This is a genomic window from Desulfitobacterium hafniense DCB-2 (genome assembly GCF_000021925.1).
GTDB lineage: Bacteria > Bacillota > Desulfitobacteriia > Desulfitobacteriales > Desulfitobacteriaceae > Desulfitobacterium > Desulfitobacterium hafniense.
In genome coordinates, this window is sequence record NC_011830.1 from 3934545 (window position 1) to 3958759 (window position 24215).

21 protein-coding genes are annotated in these 24215 nt (G+C 47.2%); 2 read left to right on the forward strand and 19 right to left on the reverse strand.

The window, feature by feature from the left end:
* Positions 1-8: 8 nt before the first annotated feature.
* From DHAF_RS18480 to hslV, 12 genes are all read right to left on the reverse strand, one after another.
* The gene (locus DHAF_RS18480; protein ID WP_015944739.1) at positions 9-1154 is read right to left on the reverse strand and encodes a 1-deoxy-D-xylulose-5-phosphate reductoisomerase; all 1146 of its coding nucleotides are present in this window, start codon (positions 1152-1154) and stop codon (positions 9-11) included.
* Positions 1155-1169: 15 nt separating this feature from the next.
* Positions 1170-2267: a sporulation integral membrane protein YtvI gene (ytvI, locus tag DHAF_RS18485; RefSeq protein WP_015944740.1), complete on the reverse strand. Its 1098-nt coding sequence runs from the start codon at positions 2265-2267 to the stop codon at positions 1170-1172.
* Between the two features lie 4 nt (positions 2268-2271).
* Positions 2272-3054 carry a phosphatidate cytidylyltransferase gene (locus DHAF_RS18490; protein WP_015944741.1) on the reverse strand — a complete coding sequence of 261 codons (783 nt, stop codon included), beginning with the start codon at positions 3052-3054 and terminating at the stop codon, positions 2272-2274.
* Positions 3055-3064: 10 nt separating this feature from the next.
* On the reverse strand, positions 3065-3835 hold the full coding sequence (locus tag DHAF_RS18495; protein WP_015944742.1) for an isoprenyl transferase: 771 nt from the start codon (positions 3833-3835) through the stop codon (positions 3065-3067).
* A 77-nt stretch (positions 3836-3912) separates the two neighbouring features.
* The gene (gene frr, locus DHAF_RS18500) at positions 3913-4470 is read right to left on the reverse strand and encodes a ribosome recycling factor (RefSeq protein WP_015944743.1); all 558 of its coding nucleotides are present in this window, start codon (positions 4468-4470) and stop codon (positions 3913-3915) included.
* A complete protein-coding gene (pyrH, locus tag DHAF_RS18505) occupies positions 4470-5192 on the reverse strand; it encodes a UMP kinase (RefSeq protein ID WP_005810668.1) in 723 nt (240 codons plus the stop codon). The genes frr and pyrH overlap by 1 nt, the downstream gene beginning before the upstream one ends.
* Before the next feature lie 117 nt (positions 5193-5309).
* A complete protein-coding gene (tsf, locus tag DHAF_RS18510; protein WP_005810670.1) occupies positions 5310-5963 on the reverse strand; it encodes a translation elongation factor Ts in 654 nt (217 codons plus the stop codon).
* 144 nt (positions 5964-6107) lie between these two features.
* Positions 6108-6842, reverse strand: a complete 735-nt coding sequence (gene rpsB / locus DHAF_RS18515) for a 30S ribosomal protein S2 (protein ID WP_011460417.1) — start codon at positions 6840-6842, stop codon at positions 6108-6110.
* 152 nt (positions 6843-6994) lie between these two features.
* Complete coding sequence (locus DHAF_RS18520) at positions 6995-7438, reverse strand: hypothetical protein (protein ID WP_011460418.1); 444 nt, start codon at positions 7436-7438, stop codon at positions 6995-6997.
* A gap of 48 nt (positions 7439-7486) precedes the next feature.
* A complete protein-coding gene (gene codY, locus DHAF_RS18525) occupies positions 7487-8275 on the reverse strand; it encodes a GTP-sensing pleiotropic transcriptional regulator CodY (protein ID WP_005810676.1) in 789 nt (262 codons plus the stop codon).
* A gap of 45 nt (positions 8276-8320) precedes the next feature.
* A complete protein-coding gene (gene hslU / locus DHAF_RS18530; RefSeq protein ID WP_005810678.1) occupies positions 8321-9697 on the reverse strand; it encodes an ATP-dependent protease ATPase subunit HslU in 1377 nt (458 codons plus the stop codon).
* A 12-nt stretch (positions 9698-9709) separates the two neighbouring features.
* A complete protein-coding gene (gene hslV / locus DHAF_RS18535; protein WP_005810679.1) occupies positions 9710-10240 on the reverse strand; it encodes an ATP-dependent protease subunit HslV in 531 nt (176 codons plus the stop codon).
* A 639-nt stretch (positions 10241-10879) separates the two neighbouring features.
* On the opposite strand from hslV, the gene DHAF_RS18540 reads away from it, so the two are divergent.
* Positions 10880-12127, forward strand: a complete 1248-nt coding sequence (locus tag DHAF_RS18540; protein WP_005808714.1) for an IS110-like element ISDha12 family transposase — start codon at positions 10880-10882, stop codon at positions 12125-12127.
* A 232-nt stretch (positions 12128-12359) separates the two neighbouring features.
* On the opposite strand, the gene xerC is transcribed toward DHAF_RS18540, so the two are convergent.
* The 7 genes from xerC to DHAF_RS18575 form a co-directional block, all read right to left on the reverse strand.
* Complete coding sequence (gene xerC / locus DHAF_RS18545; RefSeq protein ID WP_015944744.1) at positions 12360-13256, reverse strand: tyrosine recombinase XerC; 897 nt, start codon at positions 13254-13256, stop codon at positions 12360-12362.
* Positions 13257-14048: 792 nt separating this feature from the next.
* A complete protein-coding gene (trmFO, locus tag DHAF_RS18550) occupies positions 14049-15362 on the reverse strand; it encodes a methylenetetrahydrofolate--tRNA-(uracil(54)-C(5))-methyltransferase (FADH(2)-oxidizing) TrmFO (protein WP_015944745.1) in 1314 nt (437 codons plus the stop codon).
* Position 15363: 1 nt separating this feature from the next.
* Positions 15364-17454: a type I DNA topoisomerase gene (topA, locus tag DHAF_RS18555; RefSeq protein WP_005813282.1), complete on the reverse strand. Its 2091-nt coding sequence runs from the start codon at positions 17452-17454 to the stop codon at positions 15364-15366.
* A gap of 143 nt (positions 17455-17597) precedes the next feature.
* On the reverse strand, positions 17598-18767 hold the full coding sequence (dprA, locus tag DHAF_RS18560) for a DNA-processing protein DprA (RefSeq protein ID WP_005813280.1): 1170 nt from the start codon (positions 18765-18767) through the stop codon (positions 17598-17600).
* Between the two features lie 147 nt (positions 18768-18914).
* Positions 18915-19772, reverse strand: a complete 858-nt coding sequence (gene ku / locus DHAF_RS18565) for a non-homologous end joining protein Ku (protein ID WP_005813277.1) — start codon at positions 19770-19772, stop codon at positions 18915-18917.
* A 216-nt stretch (positions 19773-19988) separates the two neighbouring features.
* Positions 19989-20540, reverse strand: coding sequence for a hypothetical protein (locus DHAF_RS18570; protein ID WP_005813274.1), 552 nt, complete (start codon positions 20538-20540; stop codon positions 19989-19991).
* Positions 20541-21054: 514 nt separating this feature from the next.
* On the reverse strand, positions 21055-21657 hold the full coding sequence (locus tag DHAF_RS18575; RefSeq protein ID WP_005813269.1) for a DUF3786 domain-containing protein: 603 nt from the start codon (positions 21655-21657) through the stop codon (positions 21055-21057).
* A gap of 214 nt (positions 21658-21871) precedes the next feature.
* Between DHAF_RS18575 and DHAF_RS18580 the strand changes: the two genes are divergently transcribed.
* Positions 21872-24211 (forward strand): ABC transporter ATP-binding protein/permease, encoded by a 2340-nt coding sequence (locus tag DHAF_RS18580; protein ID WP_005813265.1) that lies wholly within the window; start codon positions 21872-21874, stop codon positions 24209-24211.
* Positions 24212-24215 lie beyond the last annotated feature (4 nt).

Below are 24215 nucleotides of genomic sequence, written 5' to 3' on the forward strand. Positions count from 1 at the left end.
CGTCGCTTCTAGCTATGGATAAGCTCTTCCGTACGGATACGAGCCCAATGATCCGCATTAAGTATGGTTTCCAAATCTGTGGCATCTAACACATCATGTTCCGAGCAAACCTTATCCACCAAGCCGATAATTTCCAGATAAGCTACCCTGCGTGCTAAAAAGGCATGAACCGCAACTTCATTGGCGGCATTCATCACAGCCGGCAACGTACCTCCCCGTTTTCCACAAGCGTAAGCAAGCTTCAAGGCAGGGAAATCATAATCCTCCGGGTCAAAAAAGCTTAAGGTCTTTCCCCGTAAATCCAGTCGTTCAAAGGGGTTAGGCCAGCGGGTCGGATAAGTTAAGGCATACTGGATAGGCAAACGCATATCCGGTCTTCCACATTGTGCCAGAACACTCCCATCACAGTATTGAACCATAGAATGAATCACACTTTGCGGATGGATCAAGACGTCAATCTGATCATACTCCATATTGAAGAGGTGATGAGCCTCAATAACTTCCAGGCCTTTATTCATCATGGTGGCGGAGTCAATGGTTATCTTTGCTCCCATCGCCCAATTAGGATGCTGCAGAGCTCTTTCCGGAGTGACCTCCCTCAATTGTTCTTCAGACCACCCCCGGAATGGACCGCCGGAAGCCGTCAGGATGATCTTGTCCAGGGTACGCGGATCTTCTTCTAAGCATTGGAAGATGGCCGAGTGTTCACTATCCACGGGAAGAATGGTTCTGCCCAGCCTTTGGGCTGTTCCCATCACCAAATCGCCGCCGGCAACCAAGGTTTCCTTATTGGCTAAGGCGATGTCTTTTCCCGCCTTCAAGGCCTCCATGGTCGGCTCCAAACCAATGCGCCCGCTGATGGCCGTTACCACCGTATCCGGCACCTCATCCGTAACGGTGCGCAGGAGCCCCTCCATCCCGGAAACCACTTCAATATCCAGATCCGCCACCCGTTGTTTTAATTCCCGGGCAGCCTTTTCCTCCATCAACCCGATGATCTGAGGCTTAAATTCCCGGGCCTGAAGTTCAATTTCCTGGACATTCTTCCCTGCCGCTAAAGCAAAAACCTCTAACTGTTCCGGATTTTGACGCACAATATCCAATGTCTGGGTGCCGATAGACCCCGTAGAGCCTAAAATTGTCAATCTCTTCACGCACTCACTACCTTCTTATTTGCCAAAAAAGCCTGCTTTTCTTAGGGCTTCATAGATAATCACTAAACCAGGTCCCAGAATCAAACCAAAACCACCCAATAGCTTTAGACCAACATACATGGAAATAATGGTGGCCAAAGGATGGATGCCAATATTTTGGGACATGACTTTAGGTTCAAGGATTTGTCTTATGACAGTAGCTATCAAATATATAATTAAGAGCTTAATGCCCTCAGATACCGAACCCAAAATAAACAAACCAACAATCCAGGGTACAAAGATCATCCCTGTGCCAACGATGGGCAATAGATCTAAAAGGGCCGAAATAAACCCAATGGTAAAGGCATAGGGATTACCCATCCATAATAGCCCCACCGTTAAAATAATACCGGTCACAGAAATAAGTATGACTTCCGCCCGAACAAATCCAACCACCGCAGCGCCCAAAGCCCGGCTTACGGAACGGGCACCGGGTTTCCACTTCCGAGGCACCAGGTTGCTGAAAAAATTCTTGACCCCCGGATAACTGGCACTCATAAAAAAGGTAGCTACGACGGATACAACTAAGACTATAAAAACTCCCGGCAAAGCAGAAATGAAATTCAAAAGAACCTTACTGCCTGTAAGCGCCCAGCCCTGCAAGGAGTCGATAAGCCCTTGGGTAGCATTGTTGATGGAAATCTGGATCTGAGGATTGAGTTGGATAAAGTTGTCGATTGTGCCGAGGATGTTGTTAAAAAAGCCCACCAAATAGCCATAGCTAGGGAAAGAATTACCCAGATCGGACAGCTCCGTATAAAGACGGACTACAATCAAAAAGACAATACTGCCAATTCCCAAAATAGCAAGAACTAAGGCTAAAACCGCGGCGATGGGTCTGCTTGCTTTCAATCCCTGCATAAAACGCAAAACCAAAGGTTCCAGCAAAAGAGCAATGAAAAAAGCAATGATGAAGGGTAAAAACGCAGCAAGGAATTGACTCAAAACCTGGCCGAATACCGGCATAAACTCCATAAAGAAAAAGGTAATGACTTTAAGCAGAACCAAAATAAAGGTAATAACCGCCAGGCGATTAATATTTTGTTTAAGCTTTGGTTCGTCTTGAAGATTCATAGAATCACCCCACAATTAGTACCCAATAATACATGATCGGTATCACAAACAAAAGACTGTCAAAGCGGTCGAGGATTCCCCCATGTCCCGGTATAACATTCCCCGAATCCTTAATATTGACACTGCGTTTCAGGGCGGATTCAAACAGATCGCCAATCTGAGCACTGATAGCTACAATGCCGCTTAAAGCAATGTAGCCTGCCAAGGGAGCGCCGCCGATCATCTTCCAAGCCAGGATACCGCTTAAAATGCAAAAAACCAGCCCCCCTACGGAACCCTCTATGGTCTTTTTGGGACTGACCCGAGGGGCCAGTAAATGCTTCCCCATAACTCTCCCTATAAGGTATGCAAAGGTGTCCGTTGCCCATACCAAAATAAAGGTAAGGATACCCCAAGCTATTCCTTCGGAAAATCCCCGGATCAGATAGAGGTGAGAAAACAGCACCACCGTATAAATGGGAGCAAAGCAATTATATCCCGCTTCCCCCAAGCTAACTTTAGGATACCCCAAAGCCGCTCTTCCCATAGCAAACAGAAGCCAGGCGATCATTAAAGGAAAATTCCACTGGATTTCACCAGCAAAAATCAGCACTAGCCATAGCATAGAAAAGATACCGGAACTTATCGTCCATGCTTTAAATCCCAATTTTTGACCAATGGCCAGAGCTTCCTTAAGCGCTATGAGGGAAACCGTCGTCACGAGTAAGGCAGTATATACCCCTCCCAAATATGTTAATCCCAGTAAAACAGGGACTAAAACCAAAGCGCTTAGTGTTCTTGTCAGCATATGATACTCCTTACCGCTTGTTCAACCCGCCGAAACGGCGCTCCCGCTTCTGAAATTCCAGCAGCGCTTCAACCAGTTGATCCGGACTAAAATCAGGCCACAAGCATTCTGTGACAATAATCTCGGTATAAGCAATCTGCCATAATAAAAAATTACTTACACGCAATTCACCTGAAGTTCGAATGAGCAAATCCGGATCAGATAATCCTGAAGTAAACAAATGCTGTGAGATCAGTTCACCCGTGATTTCCTCAGGTGTAAGTTCCTTTTTCAAGACTTTTTCACAGAGTTGCCGTACGGCACAAGTAATTTCAGCACGCCCACCGTAATTTAGGGCTAAATTGAGAATAAGTCCCCCATTATTCACTGTTTTCTTAATAGAGCGCTTTAATTCCCTCTGAGCTTCCAGGGGGAGCTGCTCCATATTGCCAATCATCTGTACACGCACTTTATTATCATGGAGTTCATCCAGCTCACGCCGTAAATAATCGATCAATAGATTCATAAGAATATTGACTTCTTCTTTAGGCCTACTCCAATTTTCGGTGGAGAAAGCATAAACCGTTAAGGCCTCAATGCCAAGATTTGAACAAGCTTTGACGATATCCCTCAGTGCTTCAACACCAGCCTTATGACCTACAGTTCGGGGTAAGCCACGTTTTTGAGCCCAGCGGCCGTTCCCATCCATGATGATCGCGATATGCCGGGGTAAATTGTTCTTATCCAGCTGATCGGCCAAGGTTTTGCTTTGCTCTTTTTTGTCCCAAAATCTATGCCACATTTCCACACCTCCAATGGGCAGACCTTAGAGAGGGTAAAGACCCCCTTATGTTTAAAGGGGGTCAGAGCCACTGGAAATCAAACTTCCATGATTTCCTTTTCTTTCGTACCCATAATACGATCAATTTCTTTGACGAACTTATCCGTCATTTTTTGCACATCATCCTGGGCACGTTTAACTTCATCTTCCGAAGCCGTATGATCTTTTTCCAGTTTTTTCAGTTCGTCATTGGAGTCCCGGCGGATATTGCGTACGGCAACCCGGGAATCCTCAGCCTTTTTCTTCACCGTCTTGACGATTTCCGTTCTGCGTTCGGCGGTTAACTGAGGTATGAGCAAACGAATGACTGTACCGTCGCTTGAGGGGTTCAATCCTAAATCAGATTTTAAAATCGCTTTCTCAATCATGGGCAGACTGGACTTATCCCAGGGCTGAATCGTCAGCATGCGTGGCTCCGGTACGGAAATATTGGCAAGTTGGTTCACCGGAGTTTGGGTACCGTAGTACTCCACAGTGATCTTGTCCAACATGTTGGGGTTAGCCCGCCCGGCCCGAATCGTAGCATATTCTCTTTTCAGCGCTTCCACCGCTTTGACCATCCGGTCTTCTGCTTCTTTTAAAACGTCATTAATCATTACTTATCCCTCCCTACATATGTTCCAATGGATTCACCCATAATCCCTTTGCGGATATTACCCTTTTTGTTGAGATCAAACACGATAAGAGGAATATTGTTGTCCATACACAATGAAGCTGCTGTCGAGTCCATGACTCCCAATCCCTGACTAAGCACATCCAAAAAGGTCAATCTATCGTATTTCTTAGCTTCAGGATTCTTCAGGGGATCGCTGTCATACACTCCATCCACACGTTTAGCCATCAGAATAGCTTCAGCTTCAATCTCCGCCGCCCGCAGCGCTGCCGTGGTATCCGTCGAGAAGTAAGGGTTGCCGGTCCCAGCCGCAAAAATAACAACGCGTCCTTTCTCAAGGTGGCGGATAGCCCGTCTTCTGATATAGGGTTCTGCCACTTGTCTCATTTCTATAGCGGACAAAACACGGGTGGCCGCACCAGCCTTTTCCATGGCATCCTGCAGCGCTAAAGCGTTCATGACCGTAGCCAGCATTCCCATATAATCCGCATTGGCCCGATCCATCCCTTGCTTACTCCCCGCGATTCCTCTCCAGATGTTTCCACCACCAACCACTAAGGCTACTTCTACCCCAAGTTTCTGGATTTCAACAACTTGTTCGGCAACGGTTACAAGCATCTCATGAGCAATACCAAATCCCTGACTCCCAGCTAACGCTTCCCCGCTAAGCTTCAAGATAACCCGGCGATATCGTGGTGTTTCCATTGCTGAACCTCCAAATACATATTTCTACATAACGAAAAATAATCCTCTTCTATATTCAAGTTTATACTTGCTGACGGTGTAAAAAGAGAACACCTAAGTGTCCTCTAATTGCTTACCTTAGCGGTTCATTTCTTTCATAACTTCTGCAGCAAAATCTTCTTCGCGTTTCTCGATACCTTCGCCCATTTCATAGCGGGTGAAGCGGCGGATAACGATACGCTCCCCGATCTTTGCCGTTTTTTCAAGCACAAGATCATTAATCGTCTTATCCGGATCTTTAACAAATTCTTGTTCAAGCAAACATACTTCTTTATAGAATTTAGAGATCCTTCCTTCGACCATTTTATCAACGATCTTCTCAGGTTTTCCTTCATTTAAAGCCTGAGCTCTAAGGATATTCTTTTCGTGTTCCAGCTCTTCTTCAGGAACATCGGCTTTGGCAAGGTAGCGGGGCTTGGCCGCAGCAATTTGTAGAGCAATATCTCTGGCAAATTGTTTGAAACCATCCGTATTGGCCACGAAGTCTGTTTCGCAGTTAAGCTCAAGCATGACGCCAATTCTTCCGCCGCCATGAATATAAGCTTCAACGATCCCCTCAGCCGCGATGCGTCCTTCTTTTTTGGCTGCAGCAGCGAGACCTTTTTCACGAAGGAAATCAATCGCTTTATCCATATTGCCACCGACTTCATTAAGAGCCTTTTTACAATCCATCATTCCTGCTCCGGTACGTTCACGGAGCTCTTTTACTTGAGCTGCAGTTACTTCTGCCATAGTTAAAACCCTCCAAACATATGTATCTATTTCTTAGGACATGATCTTTACATAAAAGGAGCAGGATGAGCATCCGGGAAGCTTAACCAACCCTTCTTCACCCTGCCCCTCTACTTAATCTACATTTACCCGTATGGGGGATAATTATTCAGCAACGACTTCTTCAGCAGCTTCTTCTGCTTCTTCAGCCTCATCGCTTCCTTGTTGTCCCTCAATGATGGCATCTGCTATACGGCCTGTTAAAAGCTTTACTGCACGAATGGCGTCATCATTCGCTGGAATGACCACGTCGATTTCATCAGGATCGCAGTTCGTATCCACAATACCAACGATAGGGATGTTCAAGCGGCGGGCTTCAGCCACAGCGATCCGCTCTTTGCGTGGATCCACAACAAACAGAGCATCAGGAAGTTTCTTCATGCTTTTGATTCCGCCTAAGAATCTCTCCAGCTTCTCCATTTCATGGCGAAGTGCAGCAACTTCTTTCTTAGGAAGAACTTCGAATACACCTTCAGCTTCCATCTTTTCCAATTCACGAAGACGGCTGACGCGCTTTTGAATGGTTTGGAAGTTGGTCATCATGCCGCCGAGCCAACGCTCATTGACATAGTACATACCGCAGCGTTCAGCTTCTTCTTTCACTGACTCCTGAGCTTGCTTCTTGGTACCGACAAACAAAACCGTACCACCGTCTGCCGCTAAATTCCGCACGTAATTGTAGGCTTCCTCTACCTTTCTTACGGTTTTTTGCAGGTCAATGATATAAATACCATTGCGCTCCGTAAAAATGTAACGAGCCATTTTAGGATTCCAACGACGAGTTTGATGACCGAAGTGAACACCGGCTTCTAGTAATTGCTTCATAGAAATTACAGCCATTGTGTTGCACCTCCTTTCTTGTTTTTTCCTCCGCAGGTTCATCTCTTGGCTTACCCTGTTTTAGGGAACGCAAGCCTCAATCCCTCTGCGTGTGTAGTCATTTCACACTGCGAATAGGATATCACAATTATAACTCTAATGCAACAAAAAGCTTAGGCACGGGAAAAGTTTGTCCGAATCTCATTCTCTCTGATGTATTGCTCCAGCTCCGTCATCAATTCAGGGAAAGGAAAATAGAGATCACTAAGATAATAGTCCTGTTGCTTCGTTTTGATCTGAACGATCTCCTTACCTTGTTTGGTGGTGAAGAGAGCAATGCGGCGAATCTCGGCGGGGGAAAGGCTGTGCTCTCCCCTCAGAGAACCAAAGACCAGTTGATTGTCACTGACCCGGAAATTCTTGCTCCGCCCATAAAGCCATATGGCGGCAATTCCCAGAGCCGTGAGTAAATAGATAACCCGCAGCACATTGAATTCTAAAGCCGCTATCTTAAGTCCATAGTGTAAAACAGCTAAAACAAGAGGGGTAATGACCAGATATAGCCCCCCGGGAATCAGCAAAGGCTTCACTTGATAGGAATAAACCTGCTCTTCCATCCAGATCCCTCCACCTTTGTGTTTACACGGAATAAACGAGTCCGGTAATTACTTGTTGTGGCTGATTTTGTCCAACTCTTCGAGGAGATAATCATTTAAGACGCGGATGTAGGTTCCTTTCATCCCTAAGGATTTGGATTCAATCACTCCGGCGGATTCAAATTTTCTTAAGGCGTTGACAATGACGGAACGGGTAATTCCCACCCGGTCGGCGATCTTGCTGGCCACCAGCAAGCCGTCGCCGCCGCCCAATTCAGCAAAGATATGCTCCACCGCTTCCAATTCGGAATAAGATAAAGTACCTACAGCGATTTGAACAGCCGCTTTCTTGCGCGCTTCTTCTTCCGCCCGCTCAGCTTTGATGCGCAGAATTTCCATACCGACTACAGTCGCTCCGTATTCAGCAAGAATTAAGTCTGCTTCACTGAAATCCTGATCGAATTTTGCCAATACCAAAGTCCCTACCCGTTCGCCGCCGCCGAGAATCGGAAGAATCGTCGTGATTTTATTATTGAAATGGCAACGCTCTTTTTCGTTAAAAACGCAGCCATTGGCTACCTGAGTGGTATTGGAGCGGGTTTCTGTGACCTTTAATAATCCTTCATTATAGCTTTCCGGGAACCGCTCGGTATGAACGACGATGTCTTCCATGGTGTTGCAGCCAAAATTCTGCATAAAGCTATAGCCTAAAATTTTACCGCGACGTCCTACAATATAGCAATTGGACTGAATAGATTCACTGAGCACATTGGCCATTTCGTCAAAATCTACGGAATGGCCGGCAGCTTTTTGAATTAATTTACTAATCGCTCTTGTTTTTTCCAATAAGTTTTTCATGGTGAAAATTCCTCCTATTATTTAAAACGCTGATTCGAGTTCCTGTTAAAGGATATACCTGGAAAGATCTTGGTTCCTCACGATATTGCCAAGTCGGTGTTGAATATATTCCCGATTAATCGTGACCGTATAATCTTCCGGCAGCTCCGAGGCTTCGAAGGACAATTCCTCCAAGACTCTTTCCACGATAGTATGAAGCCTTCTGGCTCCGATGTTTTCCGTGTTGGAATTCACCTCATAGGCAACTTTTGCTAATTCATCAATAGCATTCTCTGTAAACTCGACCTTTATCCCTTCGGTTTCCAGCAAGGCGCTGTACTGTTTTATCAATGAGGATTGAGGTTCTGTTAAAATCCGTTGGAAATCCTCAATGCTCAGAGATTCCAGTTCAACCCGAATAGGAAAGCGTCCCTGGAGTTCGGGAATGAGGTCTGATGGCTTGGCCACATGGAAAGCACCAGCCGCAATAAACAGGATGTGATCTGTCTTGACAGGTCCGTATTTTGTATTAATGGTAGAGCCTTCGACAATGGGCAGTATGTCCCTTTGGACACCTCCCCTGGATACATCGGGGCCCGAGGCTCCATCTCTTCCGGCAATCTTATCGATTTCGTCGAGGAAAACCATACCTTCCTGTTCAACTCGGCGAATTGCTTCTTGAACCGCTTCATCATGATCAATGAGCTTCTGGGCTTCTTCAGTGGTTAGGATACGGCGGGCCTCGCGGACGGTGACTTTTCGTTTATGCCGCTTTTTAGGCAGCATACCTGCCATCATATCCTGGAGATTCGTATTGATCTCCATGCCGGTTCCTAAGAAATCAGGCAGCAGGGGTTGATTGTCCTCTACCTCAACCTCGATGACCTGCTCATCAAGTTCCCCGCGGTGCAAGCGTTCCCGAATAAAGGTCCGATCCCTTTCAATCTCGGGAGTTACCGTCTCCTCCTTTTCCTGGCCTTGATTAAACAAGAACTGGAAAGGGTTTGACGAGTTATTTTCTTGACGTTTCCCCGGAACCAGTAAGGCTTCAAGGCGTTTTTCCGCAGCCTGTGCAGCCTGAATCTCCACTTCTTCCATCTTCTCCGCCTTAACCATGCGCAAGGAAATTTCCACTAAGTCACGGACGATGGATTCCACATCTCTTCCCACATAGCCCACTTCAGTGAACTTTGTGGCTTCCACTTTAAGAAAAGGAGCCCGCACCAGCTTAGCCAGACGTCTGGCAATCTCGGTTTTCCCAACCCCTGTGGGACCAATCATCAGGATATTCTTCGGGAGAACTTCCTCCTGCATCCCTTCGGGGAGTAAGGATCTTCTGTAGCGATTACGGAGCGCTATGGCTACTGCCCGCTTAGCTTGGTTCTGACCTACGATGTATCGATCCAATTCCCGGACAGTTTCCCGTGGTGTTAGTTGTTCCATTGGCTCCCCTCCTTACAATTCTTCAACAATAATTTGGTCATTGGTATAGACACAAATGGATGAAGCGACCTCCATAGCCTCTTGAACAAGCTGTGCAGGTTGGAGATCTGTATTTTTAACCAATGCCCGGGCTGCTGCTAAAGCATAGTTGCCGCCGGAGCCAATCGCTGCTATTCCATCGTCAGGTTCGATGACCTCACCGGAACCGGAAATTAAGAGCATGCTTTGCTTATCTGCTACAATGAGCAGGGCTTCAAGATTGCGGAGGGCTTTGTCCATCCGCCAGTCTTTAGCAAGTTCCACCGCAGCTCGCTGGAGATTTCCTTGGTATTCCTCAAGTTTATTTTCAAACTTCTCGAAGAGTGTGAAAGCATCGGCGACAGAACCGGCAAATCCTGCCAGAACCTTGCCATGGAACAGTCGGCGCACTTTTCTTGCTTTATGCTTCATCACCGTGGCCTGACCCATGGTCACCTGGCCATCGCCAGCCATTGCCACCTGATCACCCTTTTTTACAGCAACTATAGTTGTTGCGTGGAACATGGGAATACCTCCTCGTATAATTGATTTAGTTCCTGCCCCACGAGTCCCAAAAACTAATGGAACGTGGGGTATTTAAATGACCATAGAAAACTGGAAATTCAGTAGATATGGTCAACCGCAACAAGATGCACACAGGATAACGCATACCCCATGCAGCCGTCGTGCCTGTGGGCAGTGTGGACAAGTCAACCCCAAGGCATACTTCAAATTCGACTTGTCCAAAGCCTGTTGGGAAAGCTCTTTTAGGACAGACCCCAAAGGGCTTTTCCACAGGCTGGCACTGTCCACAGGCTCAGGATGAGGAATACCTGAGATTCCTCAGATCGTTCTTTGACAACAAAAAAGTATTTAAGTTTGTTGGGATTTCAAGCAAAATGGTACCGTGAGGTTCGTTCTGGCAAAGCCTTTTCCTCCTTGAGGCTCTGACCTCTTTTTAAGTCTGACTGCCAGCCCACAATTTGAACTTTTAACTCGAAGGTTGCACAGCTTAAAGGGAACTCCTCCGATAGTAGCAGATCGGTTGGATCCAAGGTCTTTTTAGGACAAGTGCTGATTCGGCGAGGTTGTTGACCTGTTGTGGTGCCTGGTCCCAACGTTAATCTTACAAATTGTTTGGCTCAGAAAGTGAGGTGATTTTAATTGAGTTTATTTGTCGGTATTGATGTGAGTTCCAGTGATTTTAAAGTGCGAATCTTAGATGAGCGTGGTAATGAACCGGTTAAAAGGCTACGGGCTTTGAATGATCAGCCTGGTTGTGAGCAAGTTGCCCGATATCTCTTTGACGCCTGTGCTCAAGTGAATGTGGACCGGCTGGTTATTGGTTTAGAGGCCACTTCCGTATACAGTTGGCCGTTACAAATGTTCTTAGCGGAAGACCATTCTTTAGCCCCTTTGCAGCCCCAAATTTATTCCTTTAACCCCAAGGTCGTTGCTAATTTCAAGAAGGCTTATGTGGACCTTCCGAAAAACGATTGGATTGATGCCTGGGTCATTGCCGAACGTCTACGCTTCGGTCGGCTCCCAGAGGGCTCTCAGGTCGATTTCCGCTACTTACCCTTACAGCGCCTCACTCGCTTTCGGTGTCATTTGATTGAGATGATTTCCAGAGAGAAGAATTATTTTCTCACGAACTTGTTCTTGAAGTTTAGCACGCTTGCCCAAGGTGCGGTTTTTAGTAACACTTTCGGCGCTACTTCTGAATCCTTGACACTTGAGTTTTTTTCTCCAGAAGAGGTTGCGGCTCGACCGCTTGATGAACTGATTGATTTCCTCATGGAGAAAGGAAAACGTCATTTCGAGGATCCGGAAACCAAAGCCAGAGAGTTGAAGGAAGCTGCCCGCAAGGCCCATCGACTGCGTGGAAGCCTATTGCAACCCATTAACCTTATCCTGGCCACGAGCATTGAAACCATCCACACCTTGGAGAAGCAGGTAAAGAAAATCGATAAGGCAATCGAAGCAGAAATCAGGCATTTCCCGAATACGCTCATTACCATTCCCGGTATTGGCCCTGTGCTTTCAGCTGGTATTATTGCTGAGATCGGAGACATCCGTCGTTTTCCGAATGAAGGAGCCTTAGCAAAGTTTATTGGGTTAACCTGGCGTACCCACCAGTCAGGTGATTTTACAGCCGATGACACACCCTTAACCCGAACTGGCAACACCTACTTGCGCAGTTATATCATCCAGGCTGCTAACTTAGTACGCCAAAAGGAACCAGAGTACAAGGTCTTCTACCAACGTAAATTTTCGGAAAGTAAGACTCATCATCATCGCCGTGCTCTCGTGCTTACTGCACGCAAACTCGTCCGTATGGTTGATGCTCTGCTACGCAGCAACCAAATCTATAGGCCACATGGCAATAGGGGGAATGCAAACCAAGCATGAATTGCGCTAACCGATACTCCATTTTTGTAACTTTTTCCCACGATAGTTTGGGAATGAGATGGTTTCTTGTTGCCTTTTTTGCCCACTGATTATTAGCTAACTGAAAATTTGACTCGCTTAGAGTCTTGACATATTACCGAAGGACTTATATCGGCAGTTTACAGAATTATTGGGTAAGTGTCAAGGGAAATTGTGTACAATTGTTGTCTTTTTGTGAAAATTTACGAATTCCTCACATTTTCTTAGCACGGGGATGATTTTGTTCATAAACCTCCCGCAAACGCTCCTTGGTTAAATGAGTGTAAATCTGGGTAGAGGAGAGCTTGGCATGCCCTAAAAGCTCCTGAACACTGCGGAGATCGGCTCCGCCATCAAGCAAGTGGGTGGCAAAGGAGTGGCGAAGCATGTGGGGATGAAGGTGTTGGGATAATCCAGCCTCCAAAGCCAATCCGTCGAGAATTCGCCGTATAGAACGAACGGAGAGCCTTGTGCCCTGATAATTCAAAAGCAAGGCCTCTTGTTTGTCCTCTCTCATCTCCAGATACTGGCGGGCGGCTTCCAGAGCATAGTTGGTCAAGGGAACAATTCTCTCTTTATTTCCTTTGCCGCGAACCCGCAAGAGAGAACTTCCCGCATCGATATCCTGACGGTTAAGATCCGCCAGCTCGCTGACCCGTAAACCTGAGCCATAGAGCAATTCCAGGATCACCTGGTCCCGCGCTCCCAGCAGTGTGGCACAATCAGGAGTGCGAATTAATCGATCCAATTCCTCCAGGGAGAGAAAGTGGGGAAGCTTTCTGCCCAGCTTAGGGGTGGCTATGCGCTGAATGGGGTTTTTCTGCAGGATCCCCTCCCGGCAAAGGAACTTAAAAAAGGCTCTCAAGGCAGAAAGTTTGCGAGCCATGCTTTTTCTCTCCAGACCCCGATCCGTCATTTCACCGAGGAAACTGCGCACGATATAAATATCCACTTGATCGACGGTCACTTTTTCCGGCTCTTCTCCCAGCTCCCGGGCGGCAAACACAAAAAATTGGATGAGGTCCTTATGATAAGCCATGAGAGTATGCTGGGAACGGTTTTGGGTTTTTAGGTGACCGTCGAATAGGCTGAGGGCATGATCGGCTTGCATGGTGGCGTTTTCACCTCGGTTTGTTTAGTGTTTTGGCTATAGGGCGGTTTGGCTTTGAGGTGGCTTTGTAGCTTGTTCAGGTCGCGTAGCTTCACGCACAACGCGTACTCCCTAGCTCCGGGGCTGGCTCACTCGCTTTCTTAACAGCTCATCTGCGGCGGATAAGTATGCTTTGGGGAATGCCGCCTTGAGCGAAACTGTCCACCGGACACTTTCGTGCCAAACCTCAGGGTAGTACCTGATGTGAACCGTGGCTCCGCTACGTTAAGAAAGCCTCGTTCACCTAACCGCCCCTTCGCTAAATCCGTTCGCTTTTGTGCGTAAAGCTACTGCTTGCAGGTCTTTTTAGCACTTCTTTTGAGACTCATGCAAGTCTTTTCTGTGGTCATCTCCACGGCCATCTCCTAAGCTTTCCCCAAAAGGGAAAGCCAGCTTGTGCTACTGCGGCTACCATCGCCGACCTTGCCGCCCCAAGCGGCGTCGGCAAAGACGGAAAAAGTGACTCAGGTCAAGCCAAGCAGCTTATCCCTTCAAAGCCCTGCATGCACAACTTAAAAAACAACCCAAGGATTTTGATTTACAGAAGGGAAGCGACTTTAAGCGAGCGGAAACAAAACTTCGCGAAAAGCCTGCAGCGGAGAAAGGTTGGAAACAGGACGTTTCCAACCCGCCACTGAGCAGGAGCGATTTGGCGGGGCACCTTTCGTAGCGGCAGGCTTTTCGCGTTAGTTTTGTCCGCGCAGCTTATGGAGCGACCGCTGTAAATCAAAATCCTGGAGAGTCTGCTTTCGTTTAATCCAGTCCCTCTGCGGCTTTAAACTCCTCCAGCCTCGCCAACGCCCGGGCGGAGATTTTGGCGTTTTTCTCCTTTTTCGCTTTGATACGGACTTCCAGCGGGGGAAGGAGGCCGTAGTTGATGCTCATCGGCTGAAAATCCACACTGGGAGATCCTTCTAAGTGACGGGCTAAAGCACCCAGAGCTGTTTCCTGGGGGAAAATGAGGGTGGGCAGATTCTTAAGGCGTCGCACAGCATTGAGACCTGCCACTAAGCCGCTGGCCGTGGATTCCACATACCCTTCCACTCCGGTGATTTGACCGGCAAAAAAGAGCTGCGGTGTTTTCTGAAGGCTGTAGTCGGCTTTTAATACCTTAGGGGCGTTTAAGAAGGTATTGCGGTGCATGACTCCGAAACGGACGAATTCAGCGTTTTCCAAGCCCGGGATGAGACGGAAAACCCGCTGTTGCTCTCCCCATTTGAGATGGGTTTGGAATCCCACCAGGTTAAAGAGGGTCCCCGCCCGGTTTTCTTTGCGGAGTTGGACAACGGCATAGGAGCGTTGGCCTGTCCGTGCATCAATAAGACCGACAGGTTTCAGGGGGCCAAAAGTCAGGGTTTGCTCTCCCCGGGCTGCCATGACTTCCACAGGCATACAGCCTTCGAAGACTTTCCCTTTTTCAAAGCCTTTCACTTCAGCTGTCTCGGCTTTAAGCAGCTCATGATAAAACCGCTTATACTCTTCCTCAGTCATGGGGCAGTTCAGGTAATCAGGGTCCCCCTTATCATAACGCGAAGCCCAGAAGGCTTTTTCCAGATCAATCGATTCCAAAGTAACGATGGGGGCTGCGGCATCATAAAAAGCAAGGGCATCCTCACCTGTCACCTGCTGAATCTCCCCAGCTAAGTCCTCCGCGGTCAGCGGCCCTGTGGCGATCACAGCAATACCCGCTTGGGGAAGGGACTTAACTTCTTCCCGGTGAACCTGGATCAAGGGGTGCTCTTGGAGCAATTTGGTTATTTCCTGAGAAAACTGCTCGCGATCAACAGCTAAAGCGCCTCCTGCCGGCACGGCATACTGGTCCGCCACTCTCATGAGCAATGAATCCAGCCGGCGCATCTCTTCTTTCAACAGCCCCGCCGCATTATCCAACCCTGCTCCTTTAAGGGAGTTGCTGCAGACCAATTCGGCAAAATGGCCGGTATGGTGGGCCGGTGTCATTTGCACCGGCCTCATCTCATAAAGCTCAACTTCTATTCCTTGCCGGGCAATCTGCCAAGCGGCTTCCGCCCCGGCCAGACCTGCTCCGATCACTTTAATGGCTGACATATTATTCTGCTTGCTCCTCTACTTGCTTGTCAAAACGGCATTCGGAATTGGTGCAGACATATTTTTGCCCTTGCTTCGAAGTCTTAACCACCATCAACCCTCCGCATTTCGGACAGGGCTCCGGCGCCGGCAACTCCCATGATACAAACTCACATTCCGGGTAAGTGCTGCAGCCATAGAACTTTCTGCCCTTCTTGCTGCGCCGAATCACCAGCGGGTTCCCGCAGTCAGGACAGGGCCTTCCCACCTCTTCCAGCAGAGGTTTGGTGTTACGGCATTCAGGGAAGCCCGGACAGGCCAGAAACTTACCATAGCGTCCCATTTTGATCACCATATTGCGACCGCAGTTTTCACAGATTTCTTCCGATACCTTATCTTCGATTTGTACCTTACCCATCACCTGATCCGCTTCCTCTATGGATTCCGCAAAGGGGCCATAGAAATCCCGAATGACGGCTTTCCAGGGTAAAGCTCCTTCTTCAATATCATCCAGCCTTTTCTCCATATTGGCCGTGAATTCCAAATCCACGATCTCCGGGAAATACTCTTTGAGAATAGAGACGACGATTTCTCCCAATTCAGTGGGAGAAAGCTGTTTCCCTTCCTTCGCCACATAGCCCCGGGATTGAATGGTTTCGATAGTCGGAGCATAGGTACTGGGCCGGCCGATTCCCTCCTCCTCCATTTTGCGTACCAAAGAGGCTTCCGTATACTTGGGAGGTGGTTCTGTAAAATGCTGCTTCTCCTGGAGCTGAAGGACATTGAGACTCTCATCAGGTTGAATATTGGCCGCGAGGGTCCCTTCTTCCTGGTCGTCATTCTCATCCTGTCCATCTTCATAAACGGCAAGATACCCGGGGAAACGCACGGTGGAAGCGTTAGCACGGAATAAGTACTCCCCGGCCTCCACTTCAACAGTTAAGGTATCAAGGACAGCCGCACTCATTTGGCTGGCCAGGAAACGCTCCCAGACTAACCGGTAAAGACGCAGTTGATCCCTGGACAAGAACTCCTTCACGGAGTCCGGTGTTCTCAATATGGAAGTAGGGCGAATGGCCTCATGGGCTTCTTGGGCCCGGCCTTTGCTTTTAAATTGACGGGGTTCCGGAGGATAATAATCCGCCCCATAGTGCTCGGCAATAAACTCCTTGGCTTCTTCTTGGGCAGTCTCTGAAATTCTCACGGAGTCGGTACGCATATAGGTAATTAAACCAATGCCTCCCGCCTTACCCAGCTCGATCCCTTCATAGAGCTGCTGGGCCAGCATCATGGTCCTTTTCGGTGACATATTCAGCTTGCGATGAGCTTCCTGTTGCAGGCTGCTGGTGGTAAAGGGGGGTGAAGGTTGTTTCTTTTTCTCCTTGGTGCGAACATCTTTAACCCGGTAGGTCTGATCTGCCAGCTCTTGGAGAACCTTCTGCATCTCTTCTTCCGAAGCAATGGCAATCCTGTGCTCCCCTTTCCTGGCGAGCTTAGCCGAAAATACCCCTCCCTCACTTTTCAAGGAAGCGGTCAACGTCCAGTATTCTTCCGGGATGAACTCCCGAATCTCTTCTTCCCGATCGCAAATTAAACGAACAGCAACCGATTGAACCCGGCCGGCACTTAAGCCCTTTTTCACTTTTCTCCAAAGGAACGGACTCAGCTGGTACCCCACCAAACGATCTAAGACGCGACGGGCTTGTTGGGCATCTACTTTACTGGAATCGATCTGACGGGGGTGTTTAATGGCAGCCGTAATAGCCGGTTTGGTAATCTCATGGAATTCAATGCGGCACTTCTCCGCTAGATCCAAACCGAGCAGATGGCCTAAATGCCAGGCAATAGCTTCCCCCTCGCGGTCGGGGTCAGAGGCCAGGAGAATTTTATTAGCGGTCTTCGCGGCGGCCCGCAGCTCTTTAATTAAATCCCCGCGTCCACGAATCGCTATATATTTGGGTTCGAAGTCATTGTCTACGTCAACTCCCATTTGGCTTTTGGGCAAATCCCGCAAATGTCCCATGGACGCTTTGACCGTATAATTATTGCTTAAAAATTTGCTTATGGATTTAGCCTTAGCCGGAGATTCAACGATCACGAGTGTTTTAGCCATACATCACCTCAAAGAAATCTCAAACGTCTTCTTTTACTTTCCTATTGTATATCACAAGCCTAAATCTTCAAAATTTTGAATGTCTTCAGCTTGAAGGGTTACAAATAAACTAGCCTAATAGTATCTTCTTTTCCATAGTATGTCTAGCACTTATACGCTAATACATAAAGTTGGCCGGGAAGTTGCTCGATGCGGCCGGCCAGCTGGAGCTCAAGCAATGCCAAGGGAATTTGCTCAGGAGGAACCTCTGAGTTCATGGTAATCTGATCAATATGGGTAGGGACATCACTCAATTGGTTCAGAATCTGCTGCTGTTCGCTGCTTATTCCCCGTTTGCCTTCTTGCTTTCCGCTCTCCACTGACTCCGTACCCCGGTCTGGAGATGGGGGGGACAGATGGTCAACTCCGGCAAAAGCAGGAATCTCAACCCATATATCTTCAAAGCTCTCTACCAGCTTGGCTCCTTGCCGGATCAGATGATGAGGACCTTTACTCATCTGGCTAAAAATAGGTCCAGGCACTGCAAAAACTTCACGGCCCTGCTCCAGGGCGAAATCCACAGTGATCAATGCTCCACTTTTCAGGGCGGCTTCCACAACGACGACACCTCTGGACATTCCGCTGATTAAGCGATTGCGGGCCGGAAAGAATTGGGGTTCCGGAGGCATTCCCGGAGGAAATTCGCTCCATAGAGCACCTCCCTTTGCCAGGATTTCCTCGGCGAGCTTTTGATTTTCCGGCGGATACATATGATTCAGCCCACAGCCCATGACCGCCCAGGTTATTCCCTTACCGGCCAGTGCTCCCCGATGGGCAGCGGCATCGATACCCCTGGCTAACCCGCTCACCACCACGATTCCCTGTCCGGCGATGTCCTTGGCCAGGGCTTCTGCCGCGGCTCTGCCGTAAGGAGTAGCTTTACGAGCCCCCACAATGGCCAGGCATTCTTGCCTGACCGGCAAAGCTCCTTTGTAATAGAGCAGGGGCGGAGCATCCGGCAACTGACGCAGCAAATCCGGATAACCCTCTTCTTCGGGAATGATCAACTTGATGCCTTGACTTTGTAAAGCTTCCAGAACCTCCCCAGGATTGATTTCTTGGCACTTCTGCGCAATCAGCTGCTGCCAATGCTCTTCTGGAGAGTGTTGACTACCTTTGCTTGGCTGCAAAGCGTTTACGGCACTTCCGTAGCGGGCAATCAGATGGCGCAGCCTGCTGTTTCCTACGCCCCGTATAGTATGTATCATAGCTCGCATAAGCTTTTCTTCTATTAATGTGTCCTTTATTGCTCCTTTTAAACTCTCTTTACACATAGATCAACCCTCCCCCGTCCATCAATTCGCGACTTTGGGGATTTTTTCCTGCGTCGAGCTATGTCGAATTTTATACTATTACTAAAAATAATGATGTATTCTCTGAAAATCGTTTTTTTCCTGCCTGACTTTTAGGCAAATCCAAAATTATGCTCCCTTTACCTTGCGTCGTCCCCGGGGAGTTAATGTGGATTTTGTTGGCTTTTCCTCCGTTTCCGATTCTGCTGTATTTTGCTGCTTTTTCTGATCGGTCATGGCGATGCTGGCCCGTAAAGCTTCCATTAAATCCACGACTTTTCCCGGTTCCGGCGCAGCGGCAACCCGATAAGTTTCTCCGGAGACCTTCTTCTCGATAAGCTCTTTAACTTGTTCCCGCAATTCATCCCGATATTTCTCCGGTGCAAAAGGTGCTGCCAAATTCTCAATGAGCTGACGGGCCATGGCAATTTCTGTGTCTGTAGGGGATACATTATCCCAGCTTGCCTCCAGATGTCTGATTTCTGCCGGATAATACATGGTTTCTAAGACCATAATGCTCTGGTCAATAATCCTAAGACAGGCCAGGTGTTGTTTGGAGCGCATCGTTAGTTTGGCTATAGCGACTTTTCCGGTGTCGGACATAGCTTGACAAAGCAGCTTATAGGCTTTATGGGCCGCTTCTTCCGGGCTTAAATAATAGGATTTTTGATAATAGATCGGATCAATATCACTGAGATCGATAAAGTCCAATATATCAATGGAACGGCTCAGGGGAGCCTCCAGAGAGGCTAAATCTTCCTCCTCCATAATGACATAATGATCCTTCTCATATTCATAACCTTTAATTATATTTTCAGCAGCCACTTCTACTTCACAATGGGGGCATTTCTTGATATAGCGAATACGATTATGGCAGTCTTTATGTAAATAATTAAAGTGGAATTCATGAGTTTCTGTAGCAGCATGCATTTTGACCGGAACATTGACTAAGCCGAAACTGATGGAACCTTTCCATACGGTATGCATAAATACACCTCCTCAAGCTTTATTGTAAACCAGAGCTCAAAGTTCATTCGATGTTATGGGCTTAGATTATTGGCATCCTCTCCATTAAGAGTCATCCCTTCCTTATTAAGGGATTAAAAATTAAGGGATTAAAAAAAGAGCGCCCTTTACTACCTTTTTCAGGCAGCGGGCACTCTTTTACGCTTGAAGAGCTCTAATATTTAATAGTAAGCTAAATTATTTGGCAGCTTTTGCAGCATCAACAACAGCTTTGATATAGCCGGCAGTATCAGCTAAAGTAGAACCGGATACTGTGTCAACAGGCATCTTTTCTGCAGGAGTAGAGGAAAGAATTCCTTCCAATTCGGAGATAGTCTTTCCTTCGCAGAATTCGACAATAGCGTTGAAGTTGTCAGCATAGGCAACGGTGGAGCCTGCTTTTTCTTTCATGTTGTTGCTGTAGTATTCATTGTTGTCAATTTTGGAAGCAAGGACTTGAGCAGGATCCTTATAGTTCTTGGCAGCCAGACCTTCCGTATTGGCAAGACCTTTAGCTTTATCAGCAGGCATGAATTGGTACTCGTCAAGTGATACACCAACGATCTTGTCCCCTTGAACTGCAACGACAGCAATGGCTACGGCGTTGGTACCATGAGCGGCAGCATCAACGCGGCCCATCTTAATCGGTTCCGGAGTGGAGGCAGCAGTAGCTGCAGGAGCCTGGCTCGAACAACCGGCAAGCCCAACGATTAACCCTAAAGAAAGCACAACACCCAAAATCTTTTTCATCTCTTCTTTTCCTCCCTAATCTTGAGAACTTGTTATTTTTTACGTTTTAGCTTTAATAAAAAAGCTAAAAATTACACTAACTTGAAAAGCCTCCTATGAAGAAATACCTCTTCTGCCCTATGACCCAGAACGAGTCTATCTGTGAAAATAAATCTTTTAACGAAAACACTGAATATACAAGTCGTTGCATAACCAACTATTGCTTATTCAATATTTGCATTAACTACATTTGTCATAACAAGTATCTGGCCAAAAAAAACACTTGTTAGACAAATTTCTGCCATACAAGCTCTATAGATTTTCATAATCCGGATTACATTTGCAATTATATAAGCTTGTTAAATCTATGTCAAGGCCTTTATTCAATATTTTTAATAAAAATAATTATCATTTAACCCATTGGTTTACTTATTGCTTTGCAGGGATATATGACCTGATTTTCTTTAATCTCATCCTTAGCTTTTTTCAGCTCTCTCCCCAGCTATGCTATGAATAATTTTTCGCCCCATCCGGCTCATTGAGATGCTAATTTACGCAAGGCGAACACTACCTGGCTGGCTAAGACTGCATAGTCTTCTGTGGGAAGAACCGTGCCGGCCGAGGAATCGAAAAGAATATTGCCGGTGGCCGGAAACTCATCATCAGCCTCCCAGATCACCAAGGTGATGGGCACCTTGGGGAATACACTGAGAACCACGGCAGCATCGCCCAGAGAAACGACTTCCCCTCCCAAAGCAACCGCCGCCTGAATAAGCTTTGACCTTTGGGAACCAAAGGTTTTAACCAAAGGATTAATGGCACGGTTGGTAAATGGTTGTATATAGATATTTCCCCCCGGCAGTTCTTTATAAGATATTAATTGCCCGGTCTGCATAGCGGGCGAGCGGTTCACTAAATAATGAAGTATCAGTATCTGAGTGGGAACAGAAATCTCCTCATTCAGTGTTGTCTCAGCATAAAATTGACCGGATGGATAGTCAACCTCAAATCTTCGATCCAGGAATTCTATCTTGATCCTATTGCCATCGATGGGGTAACCGGAGTATTCTGATATTTCCTCAAGGGTTGCCTTGCGGAATTTCTCAAGGGCCACATCATGAGCTGCTGAATAATTCATTTCTCATCCTCCCTAAAGTCAACTTGCTTTTGCCATGCCTCGGCACATTCCTAAATTGTTTCCCAATTCCTTGTATATTCTTTTCAGACTTTTGTTTTTCCTCCTTATCCATAAAGAAACTTGGCCTGACCCTGCATTAAAACCATCAGTAAAAGAGAAAATACCCAGGAGACCCATTATGTATACGCTTAGGGTATACTCTCAGGAGGCTGTCATGCTTGAGCTTAAAGACATTAAAAAGACCTATCGGGTAGGGGATATCGAAACGAAGGCTCTTGATGGTATCAACCTTTCCTTTCGGGATAAAGAGTTTGTGGCTATATTGGGTACCAGCGGCTCCGGAAAGACCACCTGCTTAAACATGATCGGCGGACTGGATCATTACGATTCAGGAGACTTGATTATCAAAGGGAAAAGCACCAAAGCCTTTAAAGAGTATGAATGGGATGCCTATCGCAATAACTCGGTAGGCTTTGTTTTCCAAAGCTATAATTTGATTTCTCATATCAGTATCGTGGCTAATGTGGAAATGGGGATGACTTTGAGCGGAGTCTCCAAACAGGCCAAACGCCAAAAGGCCTTGGACATTCTGGAAAAAGTCGGACTTAAGGAGCATCTGCATAAAAAACCCAATCAACTGTCCGGGGGACAGATGCAAAGGGTTGCCATAGCACGGGCTCTCGCCAATGATCCGGAAATTCTTTTATGCGATGAACCTACGGGAGCCTTGGATAGCACTACCAGTGTTCAGATTATGGATCTGATCAAAGGAGTATCCAAGGATCGGCTGGTGATTATGGTTACCCACAATCCTCAGTTGGCCAAAACCTACGCAGACCGCATTATCCGCTTTTCCGACGGCAAGATTATTGACGATACTAACCCCTATGGAGCTCCCCCCCAACCCGAGTATTTTCACCTTAAGAAAACGGGAATGAGCTTTTTGACTGCTCTTAACTTATCCTTCCGAAATTTATGGACCAAAAAAGGGCGTACCTTTCTCACTGCTCTTGCTTCCAGTATCGGTATCATCGGGATCGCCGTCATTTTAAGCTTATCCACAGGCTTTCGTTCCGAGATTGATGAATTTCAATTCGATGCCATGGCTGAGTTCCCGATCATTATTTCCCAGGAAACTCAACAGATGAATGCCAACGATCTGAACAATATGACCCTGGAAATCCGGGATCGGATTTATGGTACCCCTGCCGCTTCCACTGCTGATGAAATTGTGATCGTCGATTCCAGTAAAAACGTTATTACTCATAAGAACGATCTTTCTCAAGAGTTTATCGACTACTTAGAGAATGTCTCCCCGGATATTGTGGGCAGTATTGGCTATACCCGGGTGGTCCAGATGAACCTCTTACGGAAGACTGAGGATAAGTACCTTCCCATCACTCTGAGCAATGGACCTCCCTCAGGCAATATGACCTCCTCAAGCTCAGTAGGTTTGTCCTCCTTTCCCAGCGCTGTTTCCGGAAATAATAGTTACCTGGCAGACAATTATGAATTACTGAACGGTGACTATCCCCTGCAACTTACAGACGTGGTCCTGGTATTAAATAATCAAAATCAAATCGAAAAGGGGACCCTGGGGGCTTTAGGGTTTGCAGTAGAAGGAAGTGACCGTATCGCCTTCTCCGCTGTTGTAGGAACAGAGTACAGAGTGATCCATAATAACGACTTCTACACGAAAACTTCCTTCGGAACCTATCTCCCGGCCAATGATTATGAGAAAAACTATACCTCCGAGCAGGGTTTTACCATCAGGATTTCCGGTGTGGTTCGCCCTAAAGCTGGAACCAGTATGTCTATGCTGGCCTCCGGGATCGCTTATGATGATCAGCTGTCCCAAAAAGTTATTGATAACGCTATGGATTCCGATATTGTGATCGCTCAGCGGGATGCTGATTATAATGTTTTATCCAGGGAGAAAATCGACGCAAACACCAAAGAACTTCTGCTCGCTTATTTAGGGGGTGACCCTTCGCCCTATATGGTCATGGTTTTTCCTAAGGACTTTGACGCCAAGGACGAAGTCATCAACTATATTGAGCAATATAATGTGGGCAAAGCTGAAGAGGATGTCATTACCTTTACCGATTTGGCCGGGACCCTTTCCAGTCTGACGAAAGGAATTATGGATGGCATCACCCTGGTTCTGATCGCCTTTGCCGCTATTTCTTTGGTGGTCAGTATGATTATGATCAGCATCATTACCTACACCAGTGTTTTGGAACGGACCAAAGAAATCGGTATTTTAAAAGCACTGGGGGCCAGAAAAAAGGATATTACCAGAGTATTTGATGCTGAAACTTTTATTCTCGGAGTTTTTTCCGGTGTGCTCGGCGTTATGGTAGCCTGGTCCTGCACCTTCCCCATCAATCAAGCCATCCATGAGTCGACCGGCCTCACCAATGCCTCCCATTTAAGGCTGGATCATGCTGTTCTCTTAGTCATCCTCAGCACCGTAATAACCGTATTAGGGGGCCACATCCCCGCCCGGCTGGCCTCCCAAAAGGATGCTGTGGAAGCCTTGCGCACCGAATAATCGA